At 64.4% G+C, this 24,655-nt stretch carries 25 protein-coding genes; 15 read left to right on the forward strand and 10 right to left on the reverse strand.

Annotation, left to right across the window (positions count from 1 at the left end; translation table 11 throughout):
- Positions 1-207: 207 nt before the first annotated feature.
- The 3 genes from EBS11_RS05585 to EBS11_RS05595 all read left to right on the forward strand — a co-directional run bounded on the left by EBS11_RS05585 (position 208) and on the right by EBS11_RS05595 (position 1,942).
- Positions 208-903, forward strand: coding sequence for a TIGR00266 family protein (locus EBS11_RS05585; protein ID WP_290601165.1), 696 nt, complete (start codon positions 208-210; stop codon positions 901-903).
- Positions 904-937: 34 nt separating this feature from the next.
- Entirely contained in the window at positions 938-1,519 is a 582-nt protein-coding gene (locus EBS11_RS05590) for a TerD family protein (protein ID WP_290601167.1), read from the forward strand.
- Between the two features lie 204 nt (positions 1,520-1,723).
- Positions 1,724-1,942, forward strand: a complete 219-nt coding sequence (locus EBS11_RS05595; RefSeq protein WP_034784905.1) for a hypothetical protein — start codon at positions 1,724-1,726, stop codon at positions 1,940-1,942.
- Between the two features lie 70 nt (positions 1,943-2,012).
- Here the strand turns inward: EBS11_RS05595 and EBS11_RS05600 are convergent, their stop codons facing one another.
- The 4 genes from EBS11_RS05600 to EBS11_RS05615 are packed head-to-tail and all read right to left on the reverse strand — an operon-like array spanning position 2,013 to position 7,547.
- On the reverse strand, positions 2,013-3,686 hold the full coding sequence (locus EBS11_RS05600) for a patatin-like phospholipase family protein (RefSeq protein WP_290601168.1): 1,674 nt from the start codon (positions 3,684-3,686) through the stop codon (positions 2,013-2,015).
- A 48-nt stretch (positions 3,687-3,734) separates the two neighbouring features.
- Positions 3,735-6,059: a type II CAAX endopeptidase family protein gene (locus tag EBS11_RS05605; RefSeq protein ID WP_290601170.1), complete on the reverse strand. Its 2,325-nt coding sequence runs from the start codon at positions 6,057-6,059 to the stop codon at positions 3,735-3,737.
- Positions 6,056-6,802, reverse strand: a complete 747-nt coding sequence (locus EBS11_RS05610) for an ABC transporter ATP-binding protein (RefSeq protein ID WP_290601172.1) — start codon at positions 6,800-6,802, stop codon at positions 6,056-6,058. Before EBS11_RS05610 ends, EBS11_RS05605 begins: the two co-directional genes overlap by 4 nt.
- Before the next feature lie 46 nt (positions 6,803-6,848).
- Positions 6,849-7,547 (reverse strand): helix-turn-helix transcriptional regulator, encoded by a 699-nt coding sequence (locus EBS11_RS05615; RefSeq protein ID WP_290601174.1) that lies wholly within the window; start codon positions 7,545-7,547, stop codon positions 6,849-6,851.
- A 76-nt stretch (positions 7,548-7,623) separates the two neighbouring features.
- Between EBS11_RS05615 and EBS11_RS05620 the strand changes: the two genes are divergently transcribed.
- Positions 7,624-8,793 carry a cytochrome P450 gene (locus EBS11_RS05620; RefSeq protein ID WP_290601176.1) on the forward strand — a complete coding sequence of 390 codons (1,170 nt, stop codon included), beginning with the start codon at positions 7,624-7,626 and terminating at the stop codon, positions 8,791-8,793.
- Positions 8,790-9,137, forward strand: coding sequence for an antibiotic biosynthesis monooxygenase (locus tag EBS11_RS05625; protein ID WP_290601178.1), 348 nt, complete (start codon positions 8,790-8,792; stop codon positions 9,135-9,137). The genes EBS11_RS05620 and EBS11_RS05625 overlap by 4 nt, the downstream gene beginning before the upstream one ends.
- A 17-nt stretch (positions 9,138-9,154) precedes the next feature.
- Here EBS11_RS05625 and EBS11_RS05630 read toward each other — a convergent pair whose 3' ends face one another.
- Positions 9,155-9,607 (reverse strand): hypothetical protein, encoded by a 453-nt coding sequence (locus tag EBS11_RS05630; protein ID WP_290601180.1) that lies wholly within the window; start codon positions 9,605-9,607, stop codon positions 9,155-9,157.
- 178 nt (positions 9,608-9,785) lie between these two features.
- On the opposite strand from EBS11_RS05630, the gene EBS11_RS05635 reads away from it, so the two are divergent.
- Positions 9,786-10,052 carry a hypothetical protein gene (locus EBS11_RS05635; protein WP_290601182.1) on the forward strand — a complete coding sequence of 89 codons (267 nt, stop codon included), beginning with the start codon at positions 9,786-9,788 and terminating at the stop codon, positions 10,050-10,052.
- Between the two features lie 89 nt (positions 10,053-10,141).
- Here the strand turns inward: EBS11_RS05635 and rpoH are convergent, their stop codons facing one another.
- From rpoH to EBS11_RS05660, 5 genes are all read right to left on the reverse strand, one after another.
- Complete coding sequence (gene rpoH / locus EBS11_RS05640; RefSeq protein WP_175533181.1) at positions 10,142-11,041, reverse strand: RNA polymerase sigma factor RpoH; 900 nt, start codon at positions 11,039-11,041, stop codon at positions 10,142-10,144.
- Between the two features lie 475 nt (positions 11,042-11,516).
- Positions 11,517-12,437, reverse strand: coding sequence for a permease-like cell division protein FtsX (ftsX, locus tag EBS11_RS05645; protein WP_290601183.1), 921 nt, complete (start codon positions 12,435-12,437; stop codon positions 11,517-11,519).
- Entirely contained in the window at positions 12,434-13,171 is a 738-nt protein-coding gene (locus tag EBS11_RS05650; protein ID WP_092717020.1) for an ATP-binding cassette domain-containing protein, read from the reverse strand. Before EBS11_RS05650 ends, ftsX begins: the two co-directional genes overlap by 4 nt.
- Positions 13,172-13,179: 8 nt before the next feature.
- Entirely contained in the window at positions 13,180-14,247 is a 1,068-nt protein-coding gene (gene ftsY / locus EBS11_RS05655) for a signal recognition particle-docking protein FtsY (protein ID WP_092717024.1), read from the reverse strand.
- A 154-nt stretch (positions 14,248-14,401) separates the two neighbouring features.
- Positions 14,402-15,343: a MerR family transcriptional regulator gene (locus EBS11_RS05660; RefSeq protein ID WP_290601187.1), complete on the reverse strand. Its 942-nt coding sequence runs from the start codon at positions 15,341-15,343 to the stop codon at positions 14,402-14,404.
- 205 nt (positions 15,344-15,548) lie between these two features.
- Here EBS11_RS05660 and EBS11_RS05665 point away from each other — a divergent pair, with 205 nt between their 5' ends.
- The 9 genes from EBS11_RS05665 (at position 15,549) to EBS11_RS05705 (ending at position 24,522) form a co-directional block, all read left to right on the forward strand.
- Positions 15,549-16,859: an FAD-dependent oxidoreductase gene (locus tag EBS11_RS05665; protein WP_290601189.1), complete on the forward strand. Its 1,311-nt coding sequence runs from the start codon at positions 15,549-15,551 to the stop codon at positions 16,857-16,859.
- Entirely contained in the window at positions 16,849-17,646 is a 798-nt protein-coding gene (locus tag EBS11_RS05670) for a DUF1365 domain-containing protein (protein ID WP_290601190.1), read from the forward strand. Before EBS11_RS05665 ends, EBS11_RS05670 begins: the two co-directional genes overlap by 11 nt.
- Positions 17,643-18,884 (forward strand): cyclopropane-fatty-acyl-phospholipid synthase family protein, encoded by a 1,242-nt coding sequence (locus tag EBS11_RS05675; RefSeq protein WP_290601192.1) that lies wholly within the window; start codon positions 17,643-17,645, stop codon positions 18,882-18,884. Before EBS11_RS05670 ends, EBS11_RS05675 begins: the two co-directional genes overlap by 4 nt.
- Positions 18,885-18,886: 2 nt before the next feature.
- A complete protein-coding gene (locus EBS11_RS05680) occupies positions 18,887-19,435 on the forward strand; it encodes a chalcone isomerase family protein (RefSeq protein WP_290601194.1) in 549 nt (182 codons plus the stop codon).
- Positions 19,432-20,712, forward strand: a complete 1,281-nt coding sequence (locus EBS11_RS05685) for an MFS transporter (protein WP_290601196.1) — start codon at positions 19,432-19,434, stop codon at positions 20,710-20,712. The genes EBS11_RS05680 and EBS11_RS05685 overlap by 4 nt, the downstream gene beginning before the upstream one ends.
- Complete coding sequence (locus EBS11_RS05690; RefSeq protein ID WP_290601198.1) at positions 20,700-21,260, forward strand: DUF3833 domain-containing protein; 561 nt, start codon at positions 20,700-20,702, stop codon at positions 21,258-21,260. The genes EBS11_RS05685 and EBS11_RS05690 overlap by 13 nt, the downstream gene beginning before the upstream one ends.
- Entirely contained in the window at positions 21,257-22,024 is a 768-nt protein-coding gene (locus EBS11_RS05695) for an SDR family NAD(P)-dependent oxidoreductase (RefSeq protein WP_290601199.1), read from the forward strand. Before EBS11_RS05690 ends, EBS11_RS05695 begins: the two co-directional genes overlap by 4 nt.
- Entirely contained in the window at positions 22,021-22,482 is a 462-nt protein-coding gene (locus EBS11_RS05700) for a nuclear transport factor 2 family protein (protein WP_290601201.1), read from the forward strand. The genes EBS11_RS05695 and EBS11_RS05700 overlap by 4 nt, the downstream gene beginning before the upstream one ends.
- 573 nt (positions 22,483-23,055) lie before the next feature.
- Complete coding sequence (locus EBS11_RS05705; RefSeq protein WP_365954890.1) at positions 23,056-24,522, forward strand: porin; 1,467 nt, start codon at positions 23,056-23,058, stop codon at positions 24,520-24,522.
- Positions 24,523-24,655 lie beyond the last annotated feature (133 nt).

Below are 24,655 nucleotides of genomic sequence, written 5' to 3' on the forward strand. Positions count from 1 at the left end.
GGTCGCCACACCAAACCTGCTGCGCGGTGCGCCTTGCGGCCGGCGATGCTCACCGGCTCGGCGCCCCCGTACTAAAGTACGGGTGCGCTTCTCGGCCACAAATCACATCCGCTCGCTACGGTTTTGTGCGGCACCGTTACTCTGCAATAAAGGCGATCTACTGTGTGGAGCGCCCCATCATTATCTAGTTGAGGAAGGAACAGTTGAATGCCGGTTTTTAATGTGACTGGGGACGTCGATCCGTTCCTGCATGTGTCGCTTGCCAGGGGCGAGAAGATTTATTGCGAATCCGATGCGATGGTGATGATGGAAACCAATCTTGAGCTGAAAGGCAAGATGACCGGCGGCATCGGTGCGGCGCTGATGCGCACCTTTGCCAACGGCGAATCGTTCTTCCAGCAGCATATCGAGGCCGTGCGGGGCGACGGCGACTGTCTGCTGTCGCCCACCTTGCCCGGCGCCATGCGGGTGCTTGAGGTTGGCGCCCAGCAATACATGATCAGCGACGGCGCCTTCGTGGCGGCCACGTCTGGCGTGGAATTGAAGGTGCGCACGCAAAGCCTTGGCAATGCGCTGTTTGCCCAGAGCGGTGGTTTTTTCATCACCGAGACGGCAGGCAGCGGCCAGTTGGCGGTGTCCGGTTTTGGCGCCATGTCGGAACTGGACGTGACGCCCGGCAAGGACGTGGTGATCGATAACTCGCACGTCGTGTGCTGGGACAACCGCCTGCAATACGAAATTTCCATGACGACCGGCAGCAGCGGCGGCTTTCTGGGTAACCTGATCAACAGCCAGACCAGCGGCGAGGGCATGGTGCTGAAGTTCACGGGCACGGGAAAAGTCCTCGTCTGCTCGCGCAACCGCGCGGCCTTCCTCGCCTGGACCCAAAGCAAGCCGGCGTAATCAAGCAGTAATTCACCCAACAGGAGCTATGCGTATGTCTGTCAATTTGAGCAAGGGCCAGAAGATTTCTCTGGACAAGGAAGCTGGTACCAGCCTGACCCGTATCACCATGGGCCTGGGCTGGGATGCGGCCAAGACCAAGGGTTTCCTCGGTTTTGGTTCGAAGACGGAAGCCGTCGACCTGGACGCCTCGTGCGTCATGTTCGATGACAACAAGAGCACGTCCGATATCGTCTGGTTCCGCCAGCTGAAAAGCAAGGACGGCAGCATCGTCCACACGGGCGACAACCGCACGGGCGCGGGCGATGGCGACGACGAGCAGATCAATGTCGATCTGTCGAAAGTGCCGGCGCACGTGAAAAGCCTCGTCTTCACCGTCAACAGCTTTACTGGCCAGAACTTCTCGCAGGTGGAAAACGCCTATTGCCGTATCGTCAATGCGAGCAATAACCAGGAAGTGGCGCGTTTCAACCTGTCTGTGCAAGGTAGCCACACGGCACAGATCATGGCCAAGCTGTACCGCCATAACGGCGAATGGAAGATGCACGCCATCGGAGAAAACGGCAACGGTCGCACCTTTGACGACCTGATGCCCCAGATCTCCGTGCATCTATAAAGGTCTGGCCAAATCTGCTGCGCGCCGCGATTTGCGGCCTGTGATGCTCACTGTGCATTCGCACAGCTGCGCTTCTCGGCCGCAACTCGCATTCGCTCGCGACGATTTTGCCAGACTTTATTAAGGAGCAGTACGCAGCGGGCGGGGGACGGACCGGATACCGGCCCTTGTCCGCTGCTCTATATTGAAGGAGAGTATGTCGTGATGCGATTGCTGATAGCCTTGCTACTTCCGTGTCTCACGTTTTTCATGCTGGGGCGCCCGCTGGCCGGTGCCGCCGCCTTGATCTTGCAGTGCACTGTGATCGGCTGGGCGCCGGCGGCCCTGTGGGCCCTGTACACGGTGAACCAGCATAAGACGGAGCAGGAACTGGAAGGTGCGTTAAGCCGCAGCTACATGCGCAGGCGTAGTCGGTTGATCTAAATCAACCGGGCGCCAGGTATCCTTGCGCTAAAGCCCGCACGAGCGATCGTGCGGGCTTTTTTGTGGGCGCTCACTTCTTGCAGCGGATCGGCACGTTCACGGAATTGCCGTCCGAGCTCAGGTTGCGGTACTGCAAGTCTTCGCTTTCGATGGCAAAGCTGGGCGTGGCGTGCACGAAGCGCTGCTTGCAGACGGTGTCGTTGTTGATCAGTCCGCCTGACAGCATGTAGTCGCACAGGGCGAAGCGCGATTCCTCGTCGTCGAGGATCAGCACGCGCGCCGCGCTGTACAGGGCCGATTGCAGCACTTCCGGGCTGCAGTTTTCCGGGCCCGTCAGTTTCAGATGGGTCTTCGTCTGCGTGGCCAGGCGCTGCAGCTTGACGAGGGCGGCGCGTTCCTGCTTGCGGGCAAAGTTCACCTGCGCATCGTCGCTGGCCAGGCGCAGGGCCAGCGAGGCGATTTCATCGATGGAAATGTGCCAGGCAAAGCCTTCCAGCGTGGTGCGGATCTGGCCCGGCAGGGGATCGGCCGCATCGACTTCGCAGCGGTACTGCCCCAGGTGGGGCCGGCACAGCACGGGGATGGCAAAGGCCGAGGTGCGCTTGCCCTTGACGAATTTCTGGCTCAGGTCGCCAAAGTTCTCGTGCGTGATGGTGTCGAAGCGGGCCTGGCCAAAGCCCATCTTGACGAGGTTTTCCTTGCGCTGGCGCGAAAACAGGGCGTCGACGGCGTCGTAGATATTCTTGTTGAAGATGCGGTCCAGCGCCTGGCGCTCGTCCGGCACCTTTTCAAACACGGCGCTGGAATTGGGTGCGTTGGCGTCGATGGAAATGAGGATGAAGGGCTTGCTGTCCAGGCGCGGCGGCACGGTGGCCATGTCATTGCCGTACAGCTGCGTCAGGGCCACGTCCCACAGGGTTTCCACGCCCAGGTTGTCTGCCGCGCCGCCGTCGAACAGGTGCACGTAGGATGGCGATTCGCGCGATTCGGAACCGAGTTCCGGCACGAAACTGTTCTTCGGCCGGAAGCGCTCGAAGGTGACGGAATCGAACACCCCGGGAAAGGCGGCCGAAGTGGAGACGGCCGTGGCCAGGCGGATATCCTGGATCGGCGAATGCAGGGTGTTGTAAAAATACTCGTAAGAAAACACCACGCGCTTGCCGCCATCGGTGGCGTCCGTCGCGTTGGCGAGGAAGATGGGGCCGTCGTGGGGCAAGTCCGCATAGGTTTTCTTGTCGTACAGCACGTCGTCAAACACGTCGGACAGGAAGGAGGTGCGTGTCTTGTTGGTCAACAGCATCGTCGTCAGGTTGGCCGGCTTGAGGATGGTCTGGCCGAAGAAATCCGTTTTCAGCTTGCTGCGAAGCAAGGGCCAGTCCGTCTGCCGGCCGTGCAGCGCATAGTAGCCGCCCGCGATGGCGCCGCCCGAGACGCCGGAGATGGCCGAGGCGCCGCTGACGAGGCCGAACTGCTCCAGTTGTTCCAGCGACGCGGCCGAGAAATTGGCCGCCCGGCTGCCGCCGCCGGACAGGGCGATGCCGATGAAATGTTCGCTGGGCATGGGGTTCTGGATGCGCGCCTTGGGGGCGTCGATGCGCAGGCGCGGCGATTCCTGCACGGCAAATGTGCGGTTTTCGACGCCCCGGTTGGGCTGCAGGGCCAGCACGGTGCAGCCGCCCAGCATGGCGGCACAGCACAGCAGGGCGGGCACGGCGTGGAAGATGCGTGATCGGTGTGTAGTCATTGGTTGGGAATACAGACACAAGGCGTGTGCGATTCTAGCAAAAACGCGTCACCTGCCCAGATGGAATGCCAGGATGGCGGCGTTGTAGCCCGCGTGCACCAGCATGGGCGCCAGCAGCGATCCGCTGCGCTCGTACGCCAGACCCGTGCACAGGCCCAGCACGAAGACGGGCAGCATCGACGCGGGCGGATGCACGATGGCAAAGAAGGCGGCGGCGACGGTAATGGCTTGCCAGGCGGGCAGGGAACGGCGCAAGCCGCCCTGCAGCAGGCCGCGGAAGATGAATTCCTCGCACAGGGGCGCGGCCAGTACCGTCAGGCCCAGCAGCCACAGGCTGTTCCAGGGGCTGCCGGCCCAGGGCGGGGCGGCGGGCAGTTGCAGCAGGAGCATGTAGCCGATGCCGAAGAGGGCCGTCACCGCCGCGCCCGCAGCGCCCCAGCGCCACGGCTGCCGTCCCTGGGCGATGCGCGGCACGCCGGCCGTCCTGCTGCGCCAGAATACCAGGCGCACCAGCGCATACGTGAGGGCGCCGGCGGCGCCAAAGGCGATGCTCACTTGCGCCATCGGCGAGGCCACGTTGCCCTTGAGCAGGAGCAAGGCCAGGGTTTGCAGGGTGAAAAACAGCATGGCGGCGATCAGGCCGTCCGAGGCGGAAACCCTGGCCGGCGGCGAGGCGGCCGGGTCGAGCAGATACGGCATCTCGTCGCGCGCCTTTTGCCACAGCGCCGCGGCCAGCGCCGCCGTCAGCACGACGAACACCAGCTGCTGCACCAAGCTGCCGGCCGCCAGCGCGGCGATGTACAGGCTGGTGAGCAGCAGATACAGATACATATAGGTGGGACGCACCTTGGTCGTCGCCTCGGTGGCCAGCGGGTCGCTGGCAAACACGCCCAGCGCCACGGCGATGATCGAATACAGGGGAATGCCGGCCAGGGCCAGCAGCATCAGCCCCGCCATCGGCCACTGCCAGGCGGACTGCCAGGCCAGCGCCACGCCGAACAGCAGCGTGGGGTACACCATGGCCAGCACGGCCCACAGCTGCGCCTTTTGCCGCAGCGCCCGCTCGACGGAAACGGGAAAGGTGTACAGCAGCCACAGCGCGGCACCTTCCTTGTTGAGGGTCTGGAAGGCCGACATCATCAGCACATAGCTGCCGAGGAAAAAGCCCGTCGAGGCCAGCAGGGCGGGACTGGCCAGCAGCGCATGCACGTCGCGCGCCTGGCCCGAGAACAGGGCCTGGCCGCCGAGGATCAGCAACGGCAGCAGCAGGGTTTGCACGAGAAAATTGCGGTCGCGCAAGAGCAAGGTCAGTTCGCGGCGCTGGATCACCGTGCCGATGCCGGCGCGCCACTTGCCAGCAGGCTGGGCCGCCGGAGAGCGCTTGCGGCTGGCTTCGCGCTGGCCCGCGCCCACCACGCCGTGGCGCAGCTGGCGGCGCAGGATGGCCATGCCCAGCAGCATCAACAGCAGTACTTGCGCCAGCAGCAGGGCGGCCGGCAGCGCGGCTGCCGCACCGTGGGCATTGAGCATGGTGACCAGCAGGCCGGGCGGCGTCCAGGCGCTCCAGGCGGGCATGGATGCCGCCCACGCGTGGGCAAGGCCGCCCGTGCCCATGCCGAAGGACATACCTATGTACATGGGAAATATGCCGGCCACGGAGACCAGCGCCTGCAGGTTGCCCAGCTGGGCGGGGCTGAGCGACAGGCGCAAGCCCGTGTCGACCAGGGTGCGCAGCATGGCCGCCAGGGCCAGCAGGAGCAGGCAGGCGAGCAGGCCCGACAGCGGTGCAAGCCAGCCCTGGCCCGAGTACCAGGCGATCATGCTGGTGCTGGGCCACAGCACCAGCAAGCCGACCGGGTTGACCAGCGTGCGTTCCAGCACGCGCGCCCACAGCAGCGTGCCTTTCTCCACCGGCAAGGTGACCAGCCACTCCAGGTCCCAGTCCGGCTTCGACAGTTCGCCCATGCCCAGCGGCAGCAACAGGCTCACCAGCCACAGCAGCGCCAATTGCAGGGTCAGGGCGCCGGCCAGCGCCGTACTGAATGGCTGCTCGATCAGGTGGGCGATGACGGGCGCCAGCACGCGCTCGCCCGCCTGCATGCTGCCTTCCGCCTGGCAGGCGGCCACCTGGTCGAGCTGGCAATGCATGTTCAGCAGGTTGTGGCGGGCGATGTTGCCGGAGGAGAGCAGCATGGGCAAGAGCAGCAGCGCGCCCAGCAGCCAGCGTCCCCGTTTCTTGCCGGGCGTGGCGGCGCGGCTGGAGCTGCCTTTCTTGAAAGACAGTCCCTTGCCGCTGACGTTGAGCAGGCGCTGCAGGCGCAAACGGGTCAGCAGCCAGACGGCGCGCCAGGTGGCGGGCGGATGCGGCATCATGCGGCCGCATCCGCTGCGGGGGCCGCTTCATCGGTGAGCTGCAGGAAGATGTCTTCCAGGCTGCCATTGCTGGACAGGCGCTGCCGGATATCGTCCAGGCTGCCCGTGGCGGCCAGTGCGCCCCGGTGGATGATGGCCACGCGGCTGCACAGCTTTTGCGCCATGTCGAGCAAATGCGTGGAAACGAAGATGGTGGTGCCGGCGGCGGCGATGCGCAGCAGCCGTTCCTGCACGTCGCGCGAGGCGCGCGGGTCGAGGCCGTTGATCGGTTCATCGAGGATCAGCACGGCCGGGTCGTGGATCAGGGCGCAGGCCAGGCCCAGCTTTTTCTTCATGCCCAGCGAGTAATTCACGGCGAAATCCTCGCTCGCGTCGTCCAGGCCAAATTCCGTCAGCAGGCGCGCCGCGCGGGCGACCGCTTCCGTCCGTGCATAGCCATGCATTTCGGCCACGAACTGCAGGATTTCGCGGCCCCGCAAATAATCGTAGAAGATGGGATTGTCCGGCAGATAGCCCACCTTGCGCTTGACGGCGGCGCCATCGCGGTGGCAATCGAGGCCATCGATGAGCACGCGGCCGCCGCTGGGCACGAGGATGCCCATCAGCATGCGGATGGTGGTGGTCTTGCCCGCCCCGTTCGGCCCCAGGAAGCCGAAGACTTCGCCCTTGCCCACTTGCAAGGTGAGCGGCTTGACGGCCTCGAAACTGCCGTACTGTTTGGATAGACCTTCAAAGGCGATCATCGTGCATCCTGAAAAATTAACAAGTTGCAAGATGATAGCGTGCCCGTCAGGGAGTGCCAAATGCGGCCAGCAGGCGCCGCTCGCCGGTCTGTGTGATGCGCAGGGCACGGCTGTCGAGTTCGCGCTCGGCCCAGCCCTGGCGCAGGGCCAGCTGCAGGATGGCGGCCCCCAGCGCGCCTCCCAGGTGCGCGCGCCGCTCGCTCCAGTCCAGGCAGGGACAGGCGAAGCGGCGCCGCTGGCGCTGCAGTTGCTGCACGTCGATGCCCAGCGCCGCCATGCCTGCGGCTCCCGCAGCGGTCACGCGGTAGTCGCCGCCTGCATCCTGCAGCCAGCCGTGCGCATGCAACTGGTCGTGCAGGGTCACCGCCACCGTGCCGGCCATGTGGTCGTAACAGGTGCGCGCGTGGCGCAAACGGTCCGGCGTGGAGGGCGAGAAGGGTTGCCGGGGCACGCCGGCCACCACCAGCAGCGCTTCCAGGGCTTGCCCGACCTCGGCGCTGGCCAGGCGGTAATAGCGGTGCTTGCCTTGCGCCAGCATGCTCAGCAATCCATCCTCGCGCAGGCGGGCTAGGTGCGCGCTGGCCGTCGAGGCGCCCACTTCGGCCAGGGCCGCCAATTCCGTCGCCGTGCGCGCATGGCCGTCGAGCAGGCTGCACAGCATGCGCGCGCGGGCCGGTTCGGCGATGGCGCCGGCCAGCTGCGCCAGGCTCATGTCGGCGGTGGTTGGGGGAAGGGTGTCATCCATGATTCGTCCGCTGGCGAAGTGTTGTGGTGGAGGAGGCAGCATACTCGCCTCCCTTGATCACCGCAATGGAAGCGCCATGTTCCCCAACGATCCCGTCGACGCGCTCGCCGCCGTCTCCCACGCCGCACCCTATGCTTACTATCGCCGCCTGGCGGCCGGTCCGCCCTTGTACTTCGATGCGCCCCTGAACTGCTGGCTGGCGGCGGGCGCGGCGGGTGTGCATGCCGTGCTGGCGCATCCGGATTGCCGCGTGCGCCCGCCTGGCATGGCCGTGCCGCCCACCCTGGCGGGCACGCCGTGCGGAGCGATTTTTGCCGAACTGGTGCGCATGAACGAGGGCGAGCGCCATGCCGCGCCGAAGCGGGCGCTGGCGGCAGCGCTGGGCCAGGTGGACTTGCCGCGCCTGCATGCGCGCACGCTGCGCATGGCACGGGAGCGGCCGCCCGCCAGCGCCACGGCGCTGAACGCCTCGCTCTTTGAGTTGCCCTTGTTTGCCATGGCCGATGTGTTGGGCTTTGCGCCCGCGCACTGGCCGGCCCTGGCCGCATGGACGCGCGATTTCGTCGCCTGTCTATCGCCGCTGAGTAGTAGCGCCCAGCTGGCCGGCGCGCAGGAAGCGGCCGCAGCGCTGTTGCAACGTTTTACTATCTTGCTCAATGAGGGCCCGGCGCGGCCCGGCAGTTTGCTGGCCGCCGTGCTGGCGCACGCGCGGGCAGCGGGCTGGCACGCGGCGGGCGGCATACTGGTCAATCTGGTGGGCTTGTTGTCGCAGACCTGCGACGCCACGGCGGGCTTGCTGGGCAATGCCGTGATTGCCTTGCGCACGCAGCCTGGACTGCACGCGCAACTGCGCGCGGCGCCGCAGCTGTGGCCAGCCATGCTGCGCGAAGTGAGCCGGCACGATCCGTCCATCCACAACACGCGCCGCTACACGGCTTGCTCGGTGGAAATCAATGGCGTGACGGTGCCGCAGGACCAGATGATGCTCGTCGTGCTGGCCAGCGCCTGTCACGATGCCAGGATGCATGCCGAGCCGGAGCGTTTTCTGCTGCGGCGGACCGCGCTGGTGCTCGATGGATTTGGCCACGGGCGCCATGCCTGTCCGGGTACGGCCCTGGCGCAGGCCATCGCCGGCGCCTGCGCCCAGGCATGGGCCGAGCTGCTGCACGGCATGCCGCTGGCATGGACTTACCAGGCGTCGCCGAATGCGCGCATCCCCGTCTTTAAGCGAGGAGAAATAGCATGATTGCCGTGATCTTTGAAGTGTGGCCCAGCGCCGATGGGCGCCAGGAGTACCTGGACCTGGCCGCGTCCCTGCGCCCCTTGCTCGACAACATCGAAGGTTTCATTTCCATCGAGCGCTTCAGCAGCCTGAGCGCGCCGGGCAAAGTGCTGTCGCTTTCCTTTTTCCGCGACGAGGCGGCGCTGGCGCAGTGGCGGCAGCTGGAGGCGCACCGCGCGGCGCAGTCGGCGGGCCGGCAGGGCCTGTTTGACGATTACCGCCTGCGCATCGCGAGCGTGGTGCGCGATTACGGCATGCTGGAGCGGCATGAGGCGCCAGCCGACAGCCGGCTGCGCCACGAGTCCTAGCCGTTAGCGGTCAGCGCTCAGCGGGGCAGGGCGGCCTGCGTGATCTTCACTTTCACGCGGTAGACAGGTTCGGCCGCGTTCAGCGCGGGCGGCGTGGCCGGGTCGACGTCGAGCAGGGTAAATGTCAGGTGCTGGACGGTGACGGAACTGGCGCCGCCGGGCATGGAGTCGGACAGGACGATATCGGTGGCGCCTGCGCTGTTGAGCAAGCTGAAACTGTAGCTGACGTAGCCTTTCCACACGCACACGGCGCCCTTGCGGCAGCGGCTGTCGTTGACGCGCTCCAGTTTCAAGGTGTCGGTGGCCGTGATGGCCACCTGCTGGCCCGGCGAGAGCACGTGGGTGACGCTGCGCGGCGTGTTTTCCGCGTCGCCGGCGCTGCCGGCCGCGCCGCAGCCGGCCAGCACGGCCAGGCAGGCGATGAGCAGGGGGAGCAGCAGGGTTCGATAAGAGCGGTTCAGGTAATGCATGCTTTTCCTTTCAGATGGAGCGTCCTCGGCGTGGCGTGCACGCAAGAGATGAAAATGATAATAACAAAATGATATTTTTCCGGCGCACTCCTGGCGCGCTGCGGATGAATTGATGCGCCAGCCACGCGGCACACCGATTACTGCGTAGAATGGCTGTTTTGAAAATCAGGAAACAACCATGAAAAAAACCGACCTGGCCAAAAGCGATGCCAAGAAATTGATGGGAAAGATGCACGTTCCCGGCGCCGGTGCATTCGGTAAGGAAGCGGTGGTCATCGACCGCCGCGAACAGCGCAAGCGCGACCAGGCCCTGGGCCTGGTGCCATTCGCCGTCAAGCTCAACAGCGATCTGGTCTTGCAATTGCAGACCATCGCCAAGGAGCGCGGCGCGGATCTGAATGAAGTCGTTGCCGAACTGATCACCAAGGGCTTGGCTGCAGCTTAACGGCCGACAATGTTTATCTGTTGATAAACATCAAGGTTCAAAACTAAAAGGCGCCTTGCGGCGCCTTTTACATTACGGCATTGCTTGGATTACACGTAGGCCGCCAGGGCGCCCTTCATTTTTTTCAGCGCCGCCACTTCGATCTGGCGGATGCGCTCGGCCGATACGCCGAACTCTTCGGCCAGTGCGTGCAGGGTGGCGCCGGAACCGTCGTCGTTGGCCAGCCAGCGCGCTTCGATGATGCGGCGCGAACGGGCGTCCAGCTTGGACAGTGCCGTTTCCAGGCCTTCCGATTGCAAACGCGTCACTTGCTCCGCTTCCAGCACCTTGGTCGGCTCGCTCTGCTCCGACGACAGGTAGGCGATCGGCGAAAACTTGTCGTCTTCATCGTCGGTCGGCGATTCCAGGGCGATGTCGCGGCCGCTCAGGCGCGTTTCCATCTCGATCACTTCCTCGCGCTTCACATCGAGCAGCTTGGCCAGCGCATCGATCTGTTTCGGCGTCATCGCATCCAGACCCGTCTTGTGGCTGCGCAGGTTGAAGAACAGCTTGCGCTGTGCCTTCGTCGTCGCCACCTTGACCAGGCGCCAGTTTTTCAGGATGTACTCGTGCATCTCGGCTTTCACCCAGTGCATGGCGTACGATACCAGGCGCACGCCCTGGTCCGGATCGAAGCGTTTCACGGCTTTCATCAAGCCGATATTGCCTTCCTGAATCAGGTCGGCGTGCGGCAAGCCATAGCCCAGGTAGCCGCGGGCAATCGAGACCACCAGGCGCAGGTGCGACAGCACCAGCTCTTGCGCGGCGGCCAGGTCATTTTTCTCACGCAGGCGTTTCGCCAGCGAAATTTCTTCGTCGTGGGTCAACATGGGCAGACGATTCACGGCCGAGATATAGGCGTCGATATTGCCCAGATTGCCAGTGAACCCGAGGCCCAGCGCGTTATTTTTGGTCGGAACCAATGCGGACGTTGCGGACATCATAGTCATGTTTTCTCCCTCGTAGTCTTGCTTTGTTCCAGTTGGCCCTGTCACGCGACAGGGTCCATTTTTCATTCGTTTTTGCGTATTCGGTCTTGCACTTCGCAGATCGCGGCACCATCTTCATCTGGCGTCCATGGCGGTTCTGCCTTGGTATGTCCCTATATTAGCACTCTCTGCTTGAGAGTGCCAATCGGCACATTTAATCGTCCTGATAGCCTAAATACTATGGCGATTTACTAGTTGATACTTTATCTGAAATGCGCCGCCAGGGCGCATGGTGACTGCAGTGTGCACCGCTTTGCGCTTGCCCGAAAGGGCCACACCCTTCTTCATGACAACAGGCATAGTCTACGGCCGCAAGCTGAAGCGAACCTTAAGAATACTTGCTTAATATCAAGATAACAGCAGTATGGGGCGAATAGTAAAAAAACAAGAGGCGGTCAGCATGGCGGCACTGCGGGCGCCGCCATGTGGGGGAAGGTCAGTTCAGGCGCGCCAGGTGGCGCTGCACGCAGAGGAAGGCGCCGATCAGGCCCAGGCCGGCGCTCAGGGCCAGCAAGCCGGCCATCGGCAGGGGCGCCAGCGGCACCAGCTGGAATTCGGACGCATACAGGCGGGCAAACTCGGCGATCGCCGTATTGAGCGGCTGCAAGGCCAGCGCCACGGCACCGAGGGCCAGCGCGCCGGCGCACAGGCCCAGCAGGGCGCCCGTGTAATAGAAGGGGCGGTGGATGAAGGTATCCGTCGCGCCGATCAGTTTCGAGATGCTGATTTCATCGCGCTGCTGCATCACCTGCAGGCGGATGGTGTTGAAGACCACGGCGATGACCGCCACGCCCAGGGTAATGGCCAGCAGCAGCAGTACCAAGCGCAGCACGCCCAGCAGGGCCGCCAGGCGCTTGACCCAGGCCGAATCGACTTGCGCCGATTCCACGCCGGGCAGGTGGCGCAGCTGTTCCGCCACGGCATCGACGTCCTGCGCCTCGCTGGCGCTGTTGAAGGCATCGAGTTTCAGCACATAGCTGTCGGGCAGGGGATTGTCGCCCAGGGTGCTGAGCACGTCGGCCAGGCCGTTCTTGTTCTTCAGGGTATCGAGTGCCTGTTCGCGCGGGATGAAGACGATCTTCGCCTTCTGGTCGTGCACGATCTTGCGCATCTCGCCGGCCAGCGCCACGGCCTGCTCGCGCGGCGTGTCGATCTTCAGGAAGACGCTGATTTCCGGGTCGACGGACATCTGTTCCGACATGGGGCGCACATTGTCGAGCATGGTCAAGCCGGCGAACGGCAGCGACAGGGCGATGGCGACGACGACGACGTTGAGCAGGAAGCCGCCCGGCGACTTGCGCAGGTGGATCAGCGCCGAACCGAGCGCGAAGCGGTGTTGACGGAACCAGCCCCTCATGCGCGTTCTCCTTCGCCATCATCCAGGCCGGGCGCGAAATCGGGGTCGGGCGGGGCGAACACGGGCGCCTGCGTGGCCTTGTCGATGGCCACCAGCTGGCCGTTTTTCAGGTGGATCACGCGGGCGGCGGCATCGAGCATCTGTTCGTCATGGCTGGAAATGAGGCAGGTCACGCCCACGGAATGGAAGGCCTTCAGGGCGTCGAGCACCTTGTCGGCGCTGGCGCGGTCCAAGTTGGCCGTCGGTTCGTCGGCCAGGATGATCTGCGGCCGGTTGACGATGGCGCGCGCGATCGACACGCGCTGCTGCTCGCCGCCCGACAGCGACAGGGGACGGGCGAGGGCGCGGTCGAGCAGGCCGACTTTATCCAGCGCGGCGCGCGCGCGCTGCTCGGCGGCGGTCTTGTGGGCGCCGACGACGAGCAGCGGCAGCATGACGTTGGCCAGGATGGAGCGGTCGTTGAGCAGTTTCTGCTGCTGGAAGATCAGTCCCATGTTACGGCGCAGGAAGGGCACGCCGGCCGGCTTGAGCTTGGCCATGTCCTGCCCATTGACGATCAGCTTGCCCGACGTGGGGCGTTCCATGGCGGCGATCATTTTCAGCAGGGTGGATTTGCCGGCGCCGGACGGGCCGGCCAGGAAGACCAGCTCGCCCTTGGCAATATTCAGCGAAATGTCGCTGAGCGCCACTGCGTCGGAGGTGTATTGCTTGGAGACGTGCTGAAATTCAATCATGTAGGGGCTTATCCGAGCAGCGCTTCGACAAATTCGGCAGCCACGAAGGGCTGCAAGTCTTCAATTTTCTCACCGATACCGATGAAATACACGGGCACGGGGCGCACGCGGGCGATGGCCGCCAGCACGCCGCCCTTGGCGGTACCGTCCAGCTTGGTGATCACCAGGCCGCTCAGCTGCAGGGCATCGTCGAAGGCCTTGACCTGGGTCAAGGCGTTCTGGCCCGTGTTGCCGTCGATGACGAGCAGGGTTTCATGCGGCGCGCCATCCATGCCCTTGCCGATCACGCGCTTGATTTTCTTCAATTCTTCCATCAGGTGCAACTGCGTCGGCAGGCGGCCCGCCGTGTCGACCATCACCACGTCGATGCCGCGCGCCTTGGCCGACTGCACCGAGTCGTAGGCCACGGCGGCCGGGTCGCCCGATTCCTGGGAAATCACGGTGACGTTGTTGCGTTCGCCCCACACCATCAGCTGCTCGCGCGCGGCGGCGCGGAAGGTGTCGCCGGCGGCCAGCAGCACGGACTGGTTATTCGACTGCATGTGCTTGGCCAGCTTGCCGATGGTGGTGGTCTTGCCGGCGCCATTCACGCCGGAAATCATCATCACCAGCGGCTTGTGGCGGCCCAGCTCGAAGCGTTTTTCCAGCGGCAGCAAGAGTTCGATGAGCAGCACTTTCAGGGCGGCCTTGACGGCGGCGGCGTCGAGCAGCTTGTCTTCCTTGACCTTTTTCTTCAGTTCCGTCAGCAGGAACTCGGTGGCGTCGATGCCCGCGTCGGACATCAGCAGCGCCGCTTCCAGCTCCTCGTACAGGGCCTCGTCGATCTTCGCGCCGACGAACAGCACGGACAGGGTGTTCGAGGTCTTCGACAGGCCCGCCTTCAGGCGCGTCATCCACGATCTTTTCTCGGGTTCGGCGGCCACGATCACGGGCACGACTTCGGCCGGCGCGCCAGTCAATGGCGCGGCCGGCGCAGCGGATGCTGGCGCGGCAGGCGGCGTGGCGGCGGGAGGGACGAGGGGCTCGGCTGGCGCGGCCTCGGGGGCGACGGGTTTTTTCTTGAAGAAACTAAACATGGATGTGTGGTGGCGGGTGCTGACCTTAGGCCCGGCGGCGCCGGACACTGTTGATCCGGCTATTCTACCAGAGCGCGCCCGGCCCTTCATGCTTTACTGTTCGATTGGCAACATTGCGCGGGTATCCACGGAGATCGCCGCAGTTCCCTCGCGTTTAATGGGTTTGCAGGGCGTCGGCCTGGTGGCGGCGGCGCCAGTCGGCGATGCTTTCCTCGACCTGGCGCAAGTCCAGCACGTGCAGGAAGGGCGGCGGGCGGCGCGACAGGGCAGGGCTGCGTCCGCCGGCCCACACTTCCACCGCGGCCGGCAGGCTCGCCTGCAGCTGGCGCAGGCTGTCGCGCGTCTGGCGTTCCTTGCTGGCGCTGGAAAACGACAGCGCCACGATGTCGGCCCGCTGCGCGCGGGCGGCCGCGACGATGTCCGTCAGCGGGGTTTCGACGCCCAGCGACATGCAGTGCGCGCCCGCCGCCACGCACAGCGCCTCGGCCATCAGCAGCCCCAGGCCATGGCGCTCCTGCGGCAGGGTACTGAGGACGATGCGCGGCGTGCGCGTGCTGGGGCTGCTTTGCTGCGGCAATGAAAAAATCGCGTGGCGCATCACCGTCTGCAGGGTTTCGCTATACAGGTGTTCTTCGTACACGGCCAGCTCGCCGCAGGCCCACGCCTCGCCCACCATGCCGGTGAGGGGGGCGATGACGTCGATGGTGAAGGCCCTTAAGCCCAGCACGGCCAGGGCCTGGCGCAGGGCGTCGCCCAATTCCGCCATCTGGTGGCCGCGGCACAGGGCCAGGTAATGCCCCAGCTGCGCCGGTGGCGCGGCCGGGGCAGGCGTGCCCGCACTGGCCAGCTGCTGCAGCTGAAGGGTGCTGTGCTGCATGATTTTACCCGGACGAAAACCCAGGTCCAGCAGGCGCTTGACCATGCGCAGTTTTTGCACCTGATCGGCTGGATAGCTGCGTTCGCCAAAGGCATCGCGCTGCGGTTGGGGGAAGGCGTAGCGGCGCTCCCAGACGCGCAAGGTTTCCTTGGCCAGCCCGGTGTCGCGCTCGACATCGCTGATGCTGAAGGCAGGAGAGAGTTGCAGGTCAGTATCCATACCAGGGGGCGTGCTCGCATGCCGAAAGATCGTGTCTGGCATTTTACGCCTTCCCTTGCCCCGGACCAAATAGCTGAATCCGATTGGAAATTGCCAGCGTATAAGTTTTTGAACGGATTCGCTGCCTCATTGACATAGCTCAATATTTCACTGACTATCGATGAAGCGCATTTTGTCCAGGACAAAACTCTATACAGGTGCACTCATGAAAATCGCCGTCGTCGGTGCGGGAATTGCAGGACTGTCGTGTGCTTATCGCCTGGCGCAAGCGGGCCAGGATGTCACCCTGTATGAAGCGGGGGCGTATTTTGGCGGCCACAGCCATACGGTGGATGTCACGCTCGACGGCGTCACGCATGGCGTCGACACGGGTTTTCTCGTGTTTAACCACGCCACCTATCCCAACCTGGTGCAGTTGTTCGATGAACTCGGTGTCGAAGCGGCCGACAGCGACATGTCGTTTTCCGTGAAGATGCCCATGGGAGCGTCGCCCGATGCCCGCGTGCTGGAATGGGCGGGCGCCAGCCTCGATACGGTGTTTGCCCAGCGCAGCAACCTGCTGCGCCCCGCCTTCCTGCGCATGTTGCGCGACATCCTGCGTTTCAACGGGCAGGCCAGCGCCATCGCCACGGCCGCCTTGCCCGCGCCGGCCCTGTCGCTGGGGGAATTTCTCGACCTGCACGGCTATGGCGAGGAATTCCGCCACTGGTATCTGCTGCCGATGGCGGCCTGCATCTGGTCGTGCCCGGCGCGCCAGATGCTGGCCTTTCCTCTCGCCACCTTCATCCGCTTCTGCCACAACCACGGTTTGCTGCAGGTCAATGACCGGCCACAGTGGCGCACGGTGCGGGGCGGCTCGCGCGTGTACGTGGAGAAATTGCTGGCGGGCATCCCGCAACAGCGCCTGGCCTGTCCCGTGCTGGCCGTACGGCGCCAGCCGCAGGGCGGCGCGCGCATGATCGAGCTGCACACGGCGGCCGGCGTCGAGCACGCCGACCATGTCGTGCTGGCCTGCCACAGCGATCAGGCGCTGGCCCTGCTGGGCGACCTGCGCGACGAAGAGCGGCAAGTGCTCGCCGCCGTGCGCTACCAGCCCAACCGCGCCGTGCTGCACACGGATGCCTCCTGCCTGCCGCGACGCCGCAAGGCGTGGTCGGCCTGGAATTACCAGGGCCGCGCGGCGCAGGACGGCGAGGCGCCGCAAGTGTGCGTGCATTATTTGCTGAACCAGCTGCAGCCGCTGCCGTTCAGCACCCCCGTCCTCGTGTCGCTCAACCCCCTCGACGAACCGGACCCGGCGGCCATCATCGACGAGTTTTCCTATGCCCACCCCGTGTTCGACGGGGCCGCCATCGCCGCCCAGGCGCGCCTGGCCGGCTTCCAGGGCACGCAGCACACGTGGTTTGCGGGCGCCTGGACGGGCTACGGCTTCCATGAAGACGGCTTGAAGTCGGGCCTGGGCGTGGCCGCCGCGCTGAACGCCATGGCGGCGGCGGAGCACTATCATGCCGCGTGATGCCCACCCGCCCACGGTGCCGCAGCCGCAGCTGTGCCTGGGGCTGGTGCGCCATGCGCGCCTGCGGCCCCGCCCGCACGCCTTCAGCTACGGCATGTTTTACCTGCGCCTGCCCCTGCGCAGCATGGGGCTGCAGGATTTTCCTGCCCGTTTGATCTCGCGCAACCGCGCCAACGTGCTGTCCTTCCGCGACAGCGACCATGGCGACGGCACGACGCCGCTGCTGGCGTGGATCGATGGCCTGCTGCGCCAGCATGGCGTGGACGATGCGGCAGGGGAAATCTGGCTGCAGACCATGCCGCGCATGTTCGGCTATGTCTTCAATCCCGTCAGTTTCTGGTTTTGCCACCGTGCCGACGGGGCGCTGCGCGCCGTGCTCTGCGATGTGCGCAATACCTTTGGCGAGCGCCACCTGTACCTGCTCGACCAGGGCGGCCCCATCGCATATGGCAGCGAATTGCGCGCCAGCAAGATTTTCCACGTCTCGCCATTTTGCAAGGTGGAAGGGCAGTACCGCTTCCGCTTCCTGCGCAACAGCGAACAGGGCGGCGAGCGGCACCTGGCGCGGGTCGATTACGACGACCTGGACGGCCCGCTGCTGCAGACGAGCCTGTCCGGCACGGCGCGGCCCCTGCGCGACGCCGCCATCGCACACGCCCTGCTGCGCTATCCCCTGATGACCCTGGGCGTGATGGCCCGCATCCACTGGCAGGCGCTGCGCCTGTGGCTGCGCCGCGTGCCGTTTTTCAGCAAACCCCTTCCCCCACAAGAAAAGGTGTCCCGATGAGCTCCGATTCCCTGCCGACCGGCCTGCATGCACGCAGCAGCGCGGCTGCTGATCACCCGCAAGCCCACCTGGACGCGCCCGCGTCCGCCCGCGTGATCCTGCGCCTGCTCGACAAACTGCAATGGGGCGCCTTGCGCCTGCGCACGCCCGATGGCAGCGTCCTGCTGTACGGCGATGGCGGCCATCCCGTCACCCTGGACCTGCACAACTGGCGCCTGTGTTCGGCCGTGCTGCGCTCGGGCGACATCGGCTTTGCCGAAACGTTTATCGCGGGCGACTGGCGCACGGATAATTTGCCGGGCTTGATCGAGTTGATGATACGCAACCGCGCGCAAGTCGAGTCTTTGATCTACGGCAACTGGTGGGGCAATCTCGTCTACAAGGTGCGGCATTTGCTCAACCGCAATTCGCGCGCCGGCAGCAGGAAGAATATCCACGCCCATTACGACATCGGCAACGCCTTCTATCAGCTGTGGCTGGACCCGTCGATGACGTATTCCAGCGCCCTGTTTAGCGAAGGCGCCAGCCTGGAGGCGGCGCAGGAGGCGAAATACCGCCGCATCGCGGACCAGCTGCGGCTGCCGCCGGGCGCCCGCGTGCTGGAAATCGGCTGCGGCTGGGGCGGCTTTGCAGAAACGGCGGCGCGCAGCTACGGCGCCCACGTGACGGGTCTGACCCTGTCCACCGAGCAACTGGCGTATGCGCGCCAGCGCCTGCAGGCGGCGGGGCTGGCAGCCCAGGCCGACCTGCAGCTGTGCGATTACCGCGACAGCGCCGGCCAGTACGATGCCATCGCCTCGATCGAAATGTTCGAGGCCGTGGGTCAAAGCTACTGGCCCGGCTATTTCGAATGCGTGGCGCGCAACCTGAAGCAGGGCGGCCGCGCCTGCATCCAGACCATCGTCATCGCCGACGAGCTGTTCGAGCGCTACAGCAAGAGCACGGATTTTATTCAACAGTACATCTTCCCGGGCGGCATGTTGCCATCGCCTGCCGAATTTCGCCGCGCCGCCGAAGCCCAGGGCCTGCGCGTGGAAGACGCCTTCAGCTTCGGCCTCGATTACGCGGAAACCCTGCGCCAGTGGCGCGCCAGTTTCCTGGCCCAGCGCGTGGCGCTGGAAAAGCAGGGCTTCGACGGGTGTTTCCTGCTGACCTGGGAGTTTTACCTGGCGTACTGCGAGGCCGCCTTCCAGGCGCACAACACGGATGTGATGCAATTTACCCTGATCAAGGAGTGACCATGCGCCAGCTGCTAGCCGCCGCCGTCCTGTCGTTGACCGCGCTCGCCGCCCTGGCCGCCCCGCCGGCCTTTGTCACGGCGGACGTGCCCGAAGCCCGCCTGGCGGGCGAAGGCGAGTACACCTGGTTCGGCATGCGTATTTATCAGGCGCAATTGTGGGTGGGACCGCAAGGCTACCAGGGCGCGGCGTCGGCAACGGCGCCCTTCGTGCTGGAATTGCGCTATGCGCGCGCGCTCGACGGCAGGAAGATCGCCGAAGCGAGCTACGAGCAGATGCAAAAGCTGGGCGTGGGCACGCCGCCGCAGCGCCTGGCCTGGCTCGATACCATGCAGCGCATCTTTCCCGACGTCCGGCAAGGGCAGCGCATCGCGGGCGCCTACCGGGCCGGCATCGCGCCCGGCGTGCGTTTTTATCTCGACGGCAACGTCCTGGCCGACGTGCCCGACGGCGAGTTCGCGCGCGCCTTCTTCGCCATCTGGCTGTCGCCCGAGTCGACGGCGCCGAAGCTGCGCACGGCGCTGCTGCAGGGTGCGGCGCCGCTGCCATGAATGCCGGCGCCAGCGCCTTGACCTTGCCGGCCTTGTTCCGCTACGGCCTGTTCGGCCTGCCGTTGGCCATGCTGGCGCTCCCCATCTATATATATGTGGCGCCGTTCTATGCGCAGCGCAGCAGCCTGGGCCTGGCGCAGATCGGTGCCGTGCTGCTGGCGGCCCGCATCGCCGCCGCCTTCATCGACCCGGCCCTGGGCGCGTGGATGGCGCGCGGCGCTGGCGCCTATGCCGCCTGCATCGGCGCATCGCTGCCCTTGCTGTTGCTGGGCTTTGGCGCCCTGTTTCATCCGCCCGTCCTGTCCGAGGCCGCCACCCTGGCGTGGTTCCTGGCCGCCTTGCTGCTCGTCTACACCGCCTACGGCCTGGCCAGCATCGCCCACCAGAGCTGGGGCGCCGCGCTCACCCAGGCGCGGGGGCTGCGCGCCCGCGTGACGGCCGTGCGCGAGGCGTGCGGCCTGGCGGGCGTGATCCTGGCGGCGGGCCTGACATCGCTGCTGGGCTATGAAGGCTTGTCGCTGGCCTTTGCCGTCTGCCTGTCGATGACGGGGGCGCTGCTGCTGGCGCGCGCCCCGCGTCCGGCCGCGCATGGCGCCGCCCGGGCGCATGCCCCGGGCGGCTGGCGCGTGCCGTTTCGCCAGCGCCCGTTCCGCTGGCTGTTTGCCGTGCTGCTCGTCAATGGCGTGGCGGCTGCCATACCGGCCACCCTGTTCCTGTTCTTTGCCACGGATTACTTGCAATTGGGACACTACGCGGGGCCGTTCCTGATCCTGTATTTCTGTGCGGCGGCCGCCTCCATGCCCGCGTGGGTGGCCCTGGCGCGCCGCTTTGGCGAGGCGCGCGCCTGGGGTGGCGCCATGCTGCTGGCCGCCTGCGTGTTCGTCTGGGCGTATGGCCTCGGCGCAGGGGCCGCCGGCGGGTTTGCGGCCATCTGCCTGCTGTCGGGCCTGGCGCTGGGCGCCGACCTGGCCTTGCCGCCCGCGCTGCTGGCGGGCCTGATCGGCGCGGCCGGCCATGCGGGCCGTCACGAGGCGGCGTATTTCGGCTGGTGGAACTGGGGCGTGCAGATGAGCCTGGCATTCGCGGCCGGCCTCGCCTTGCCCTGGCTGGCCTGGCTCGGCTATGTGCCGGGCAGCAGCCAGGGCTTGCCGGCCCTGTCCGCCGCCTACGCCCTGCTGCCGTGCGCCCTGAAACTGCTGGCGGCCCTGCTGCTGTGGCGCGCCCCCCTGCAACATATATATAGCGCTCACCGGGAGAAGCACGCATGCGCCTCATGACTTTTTCTCCACGCGGCATGGCCGCCGCGCTCCTGGTGCTGGCGCTGGCCGCCTGCACCACGCCGCCCACGCCAGCCACGTACGCGCAGGAAACACCGATACTCGACGTGCAGCAGTACTTCAATGGCACGCTGGACGCGCACGGCATCTTCCAGGACCGCGCCGGCAAGGTCGTGAAACGTTTTACCGTTGTCATGCACGCCAGCTGGCAGGGCGACACGGGCACCCTGGACGAGGATTTCACCTACTCGGACGGCAGCCGGCAACGGCGCGTGTGGACCTTGCGCAAGACGGCGCCCGGGCGTTTCACCGGCACGGCGCCCGACGTGATCGGGGTAGCCGTCGGCGAGGCGGCGGGCAATGCCTTGCGCTGGCAGTATGTGCTGGCGCTGCCCGTCGATGGCACGGTCTACCACGTCGATTTCGAAGACTGGATGTTCCTGATGGATGATAAGGTCATGCTCAACCGCGCCGCCATGAGCAAGTTCGGCGTCAGCCTGGGTGCCGTAACCCTGTCGTTCAGCAAGCGCGCGCAGGTGGCGCCATGAACCGCAAGATCAGCAGCTGGGCCGGCAGGCGCGTGTGGATCATCGGCGCGTCCAGCGGCATCGGCGCCGCCTGCGCCACCTTGCTGCTGCAGCAGGGCGCCAGCGTGGCCTTGTCTGCCCGCCACCGCGCCAGCCTGGAGCGGCTGTGCGAAGGGCAGCCGTTGGCGCTGGCCTTGCCGCTCGACATCACCCAGCATGCGCAGGTGCGGGCCGCGTGCGGGGAGCTGGCGCGGCAGTGGCCGCATATCGACCTGATCCTCGTCGTGGCCGGCGGCTACCAGGCCATGCGCGCCGACGCTTTCGACCTGGAAGGGGCGCAGGGCTTGCTGGCCCTGAACGTCGGCGGCGTCTTCAACTGCCTGGAGCAGGCGCTGCCATGGCTGCTGCGCCAGGGCAGCGGCGGCATCGGCATCGTCGCCTCGGTGGCCGGCTATGGCGGCTTGCCGAAGGCGCTCGCGTATGGCGCCAGCAAGGCGGCGCTGATCAACCTGACGGAGTCGCTGTACCTGGACCTGCATCCACGCGGGATTGATGTGTATCAAATCAACCCGGGATTTGTCGACACGCCGCTCACGGCCGGCAACGATTTCACCATGCCGGCCCTGATGACGGCACAGGACGCGGCTGCGGCCATGCTCGACGGCATCGAGCGGGGGCAGTTTCACATCCACTTTCCCCGGCGCTTTACGAATTTCCTGCGGCTGGCGCGGCTCTTGCCGTACCGCGTCTATTTCTGGCTGATCCGCAAGGTGACGGGACTATGAAGGGAGCAAGCGGCATGCCGCAGATGACGGACGTGGAATGCGCGCTGGCGCGCCTGGTGGCATTCTATGAGCACCTGAGCCTGGAGAGCCTGGCCCAGCTGGGGGCCGTGTACGCGCCGGACGCCCGCTTCAAGGACCCGTTCAACGAGGTGCAGGGCCATGCCGCCATCCTGGCCATCTTCGAGCACATGTTCGTGCAAGTCGATGCGCCCCGTTTCATTGTGCTCGACAGGATGGCGCAGGGCGGGCAGGCCTTCCTGACGTGGGAGTTTCGTTTCCGCATGAAGCGACGGGTGGCTGGCGAACAATGCATCCGTGGCGCCACGCACGTGCGCTTCGATGCGCAGGGCAGGGTGGCCGAGCACCGCGATTACTGGGATGTGGCCGAGGAATTGTATGAAAAGCTGCCGCTGCTGGGCGGTTTCATGCGCCTGCTCAAGCGCGCAGGGCGCCGCTAGCGCCCGTATTACATGCTTTTAAGCAAAAAATGAGCAAAAGAAAAAGAAAAGATTGAGGAATTGACCAAGGATAAACTTGATTTTGATCAATATGTCGTTTTTTTGACACAAATATATCCACATATTGAGAAAACAACATTGTAAGAAATTGTTTCAATTGATGCGGAATTTGCAAGCAAGAGTCGTCCCCGGCAGTGCCGAACCGGGGCCGGCAAACGACAGCAAAAAGCATGGAAAACATTTCTATGTGAGCAATTTAAATTACCGATGAGTCAGTAATTCCATTGTTACTCTGGCCATTTTCCTGCCGCCGCCAACGACCTCGAAATGCGGCCCTACGCCCCTGAATAATGCGGCAACGCACCAAAACAGGGCGCGGAATATCCCGTTTTTGGGCGCTGCGCAGCAAACATCGGCGATGCGGTGTATGCTTCGTCCCGTTTATCCATTATCACCTTACAAACTGTGCGCTTTGTCGCGTAAGTCGTGAACGGTGAATGATGGGTGAAGCATGTTGATGTTTTAATCATGCGCCTGATACTGTTGCACTAATACAACGGGTGCCCACAAGGCATGCGCTATGATGGAATGGTCAATCAGGCCAATGCATTGGTTGGCAAGGGGCACTGGCTCTGTCGCGTAGTACGGTTGGCGATGGTCGGGATGCCTGAAAAAGCCCTCGGCCTGGTACCGGAAGTAACATGTTGGAACTTGATGGAATGTGAAACGGTCGTTATAGTGCCGCTTCCGGTGCCCTTTGAGCACCGAACCGGCGCACGAAAATACGGTCGTCATGCAGCCTTCAAGCTTATCGGTGCAATAGCGTGCCGATACCGATATGACTGTTCCCCTGACCGGAACAGCAATGTGGCAGGTGGAGACCTTGCCCTCACTCATAAAAAGCGCTCTGTTAGAGCGCAGCTCGAGATGCATAGGCTGTATTACTTTTTGCTTCAAAAATTAAAGGAAATTGCAATGAAAAAAACTCTGATCACCCTGGCAGTCCTGGCAGCAGCCACTGGCGTAGCCCAAGCTCAATCGAGCGTTGTTATCTACGGTACCGTTGACGCTGGTTTCGTCAGCGAGCGCGGCGGTGTTAACGGCAACGTCAACAAACTGGACAGCGGCATTGCTTCGGCATCGCGTCTGGGCTTCAAAGGCACCGAAGATCTGGGCAGCGGCCTGTCGGCTCTGTTCGTTCTGGAATCGGGCTTCAGCGTTGACAACGGTCAGCAAGACGTTTCGGGCACCTTGTTCAACCGTCAAGCTTACGTTGGTCTGAGCAGCAAAACGACCGGTACCCTGACCCTGGGTCGTCAATACACCCCTTGGTACAACACCCTGTCGAAAGTTGCTGATCCATTCGCAGCTGGCTACGCTGGTTCCGCTAAGAACTTGTTCCCATCGAACACCCGCACCAGCAACACCGTGCTGTACACCTCGCCAAACTTCAACGGCTTTGACGCTGACGTGGCTTACACCTTCGGCGAAAACGCTGATTCGAACAAAATCGGCCGCAAAATCGGCGCGTCGGCTGGCTACTCGAACGGTCCTCTGAACGCACGTCTGGCTTACAACAACACCAGCAACGACACCGCGACCATCGAACAAGGTAGCGGCAGCAACTGGTTGGCTGCAGCTAACTACGACTTCGCAGTTGCTAAAGGCTACATCGCTTACGGCGTGAACAAAGGCAACAACAGTGCTAACCGTAACAACGGCACCGTCAACGCCTTCAACTACACCTCGGCAGCTGCTAGCACCGACAGCAACAACATCCTGGTTGGCGCAACCGTACCTGTCGGCCCAGCTGGCACCGTAATGGCTTCGTTCATCCGCACGAACGACAAGACTTCGGCTAACGCTGATGCTGATCAATGGGCACTGGGTTACTCCTACGCTCTGTCGAAGCGCACGAGCACCTACGCTTCGTACGCCAAGATCAAGAACAAAAACTTCGCTGGCTACACTGTTGGCAACAACAGCAACGTCGGTACGGGCGACAAAGCCTTCAACGTTGGCGTTCGTCACTCGTTCTAATATTCGCGCAAGCGAAGCTTAGTACCGCTGCAGGCATCCCTCCGGGGATGTCTTAAAGCAAAGAAACGCGTCTCCAGGCTAGTCCTGGCGGCGCGTTTTTGCATGGGCGCGCCAGTTATAATGTTGCCGTTAC

Origin of the sequence: Janthinobacterium sp., from assembly GCF_009923995.1 — a bacterium.
Classification (GTDB): domain Bacteria; phylum Pseudomonadota; class Gammaproteobacteria; order Burkholderiales; family Burkholderiaceae_D; genus Janthinobacterium.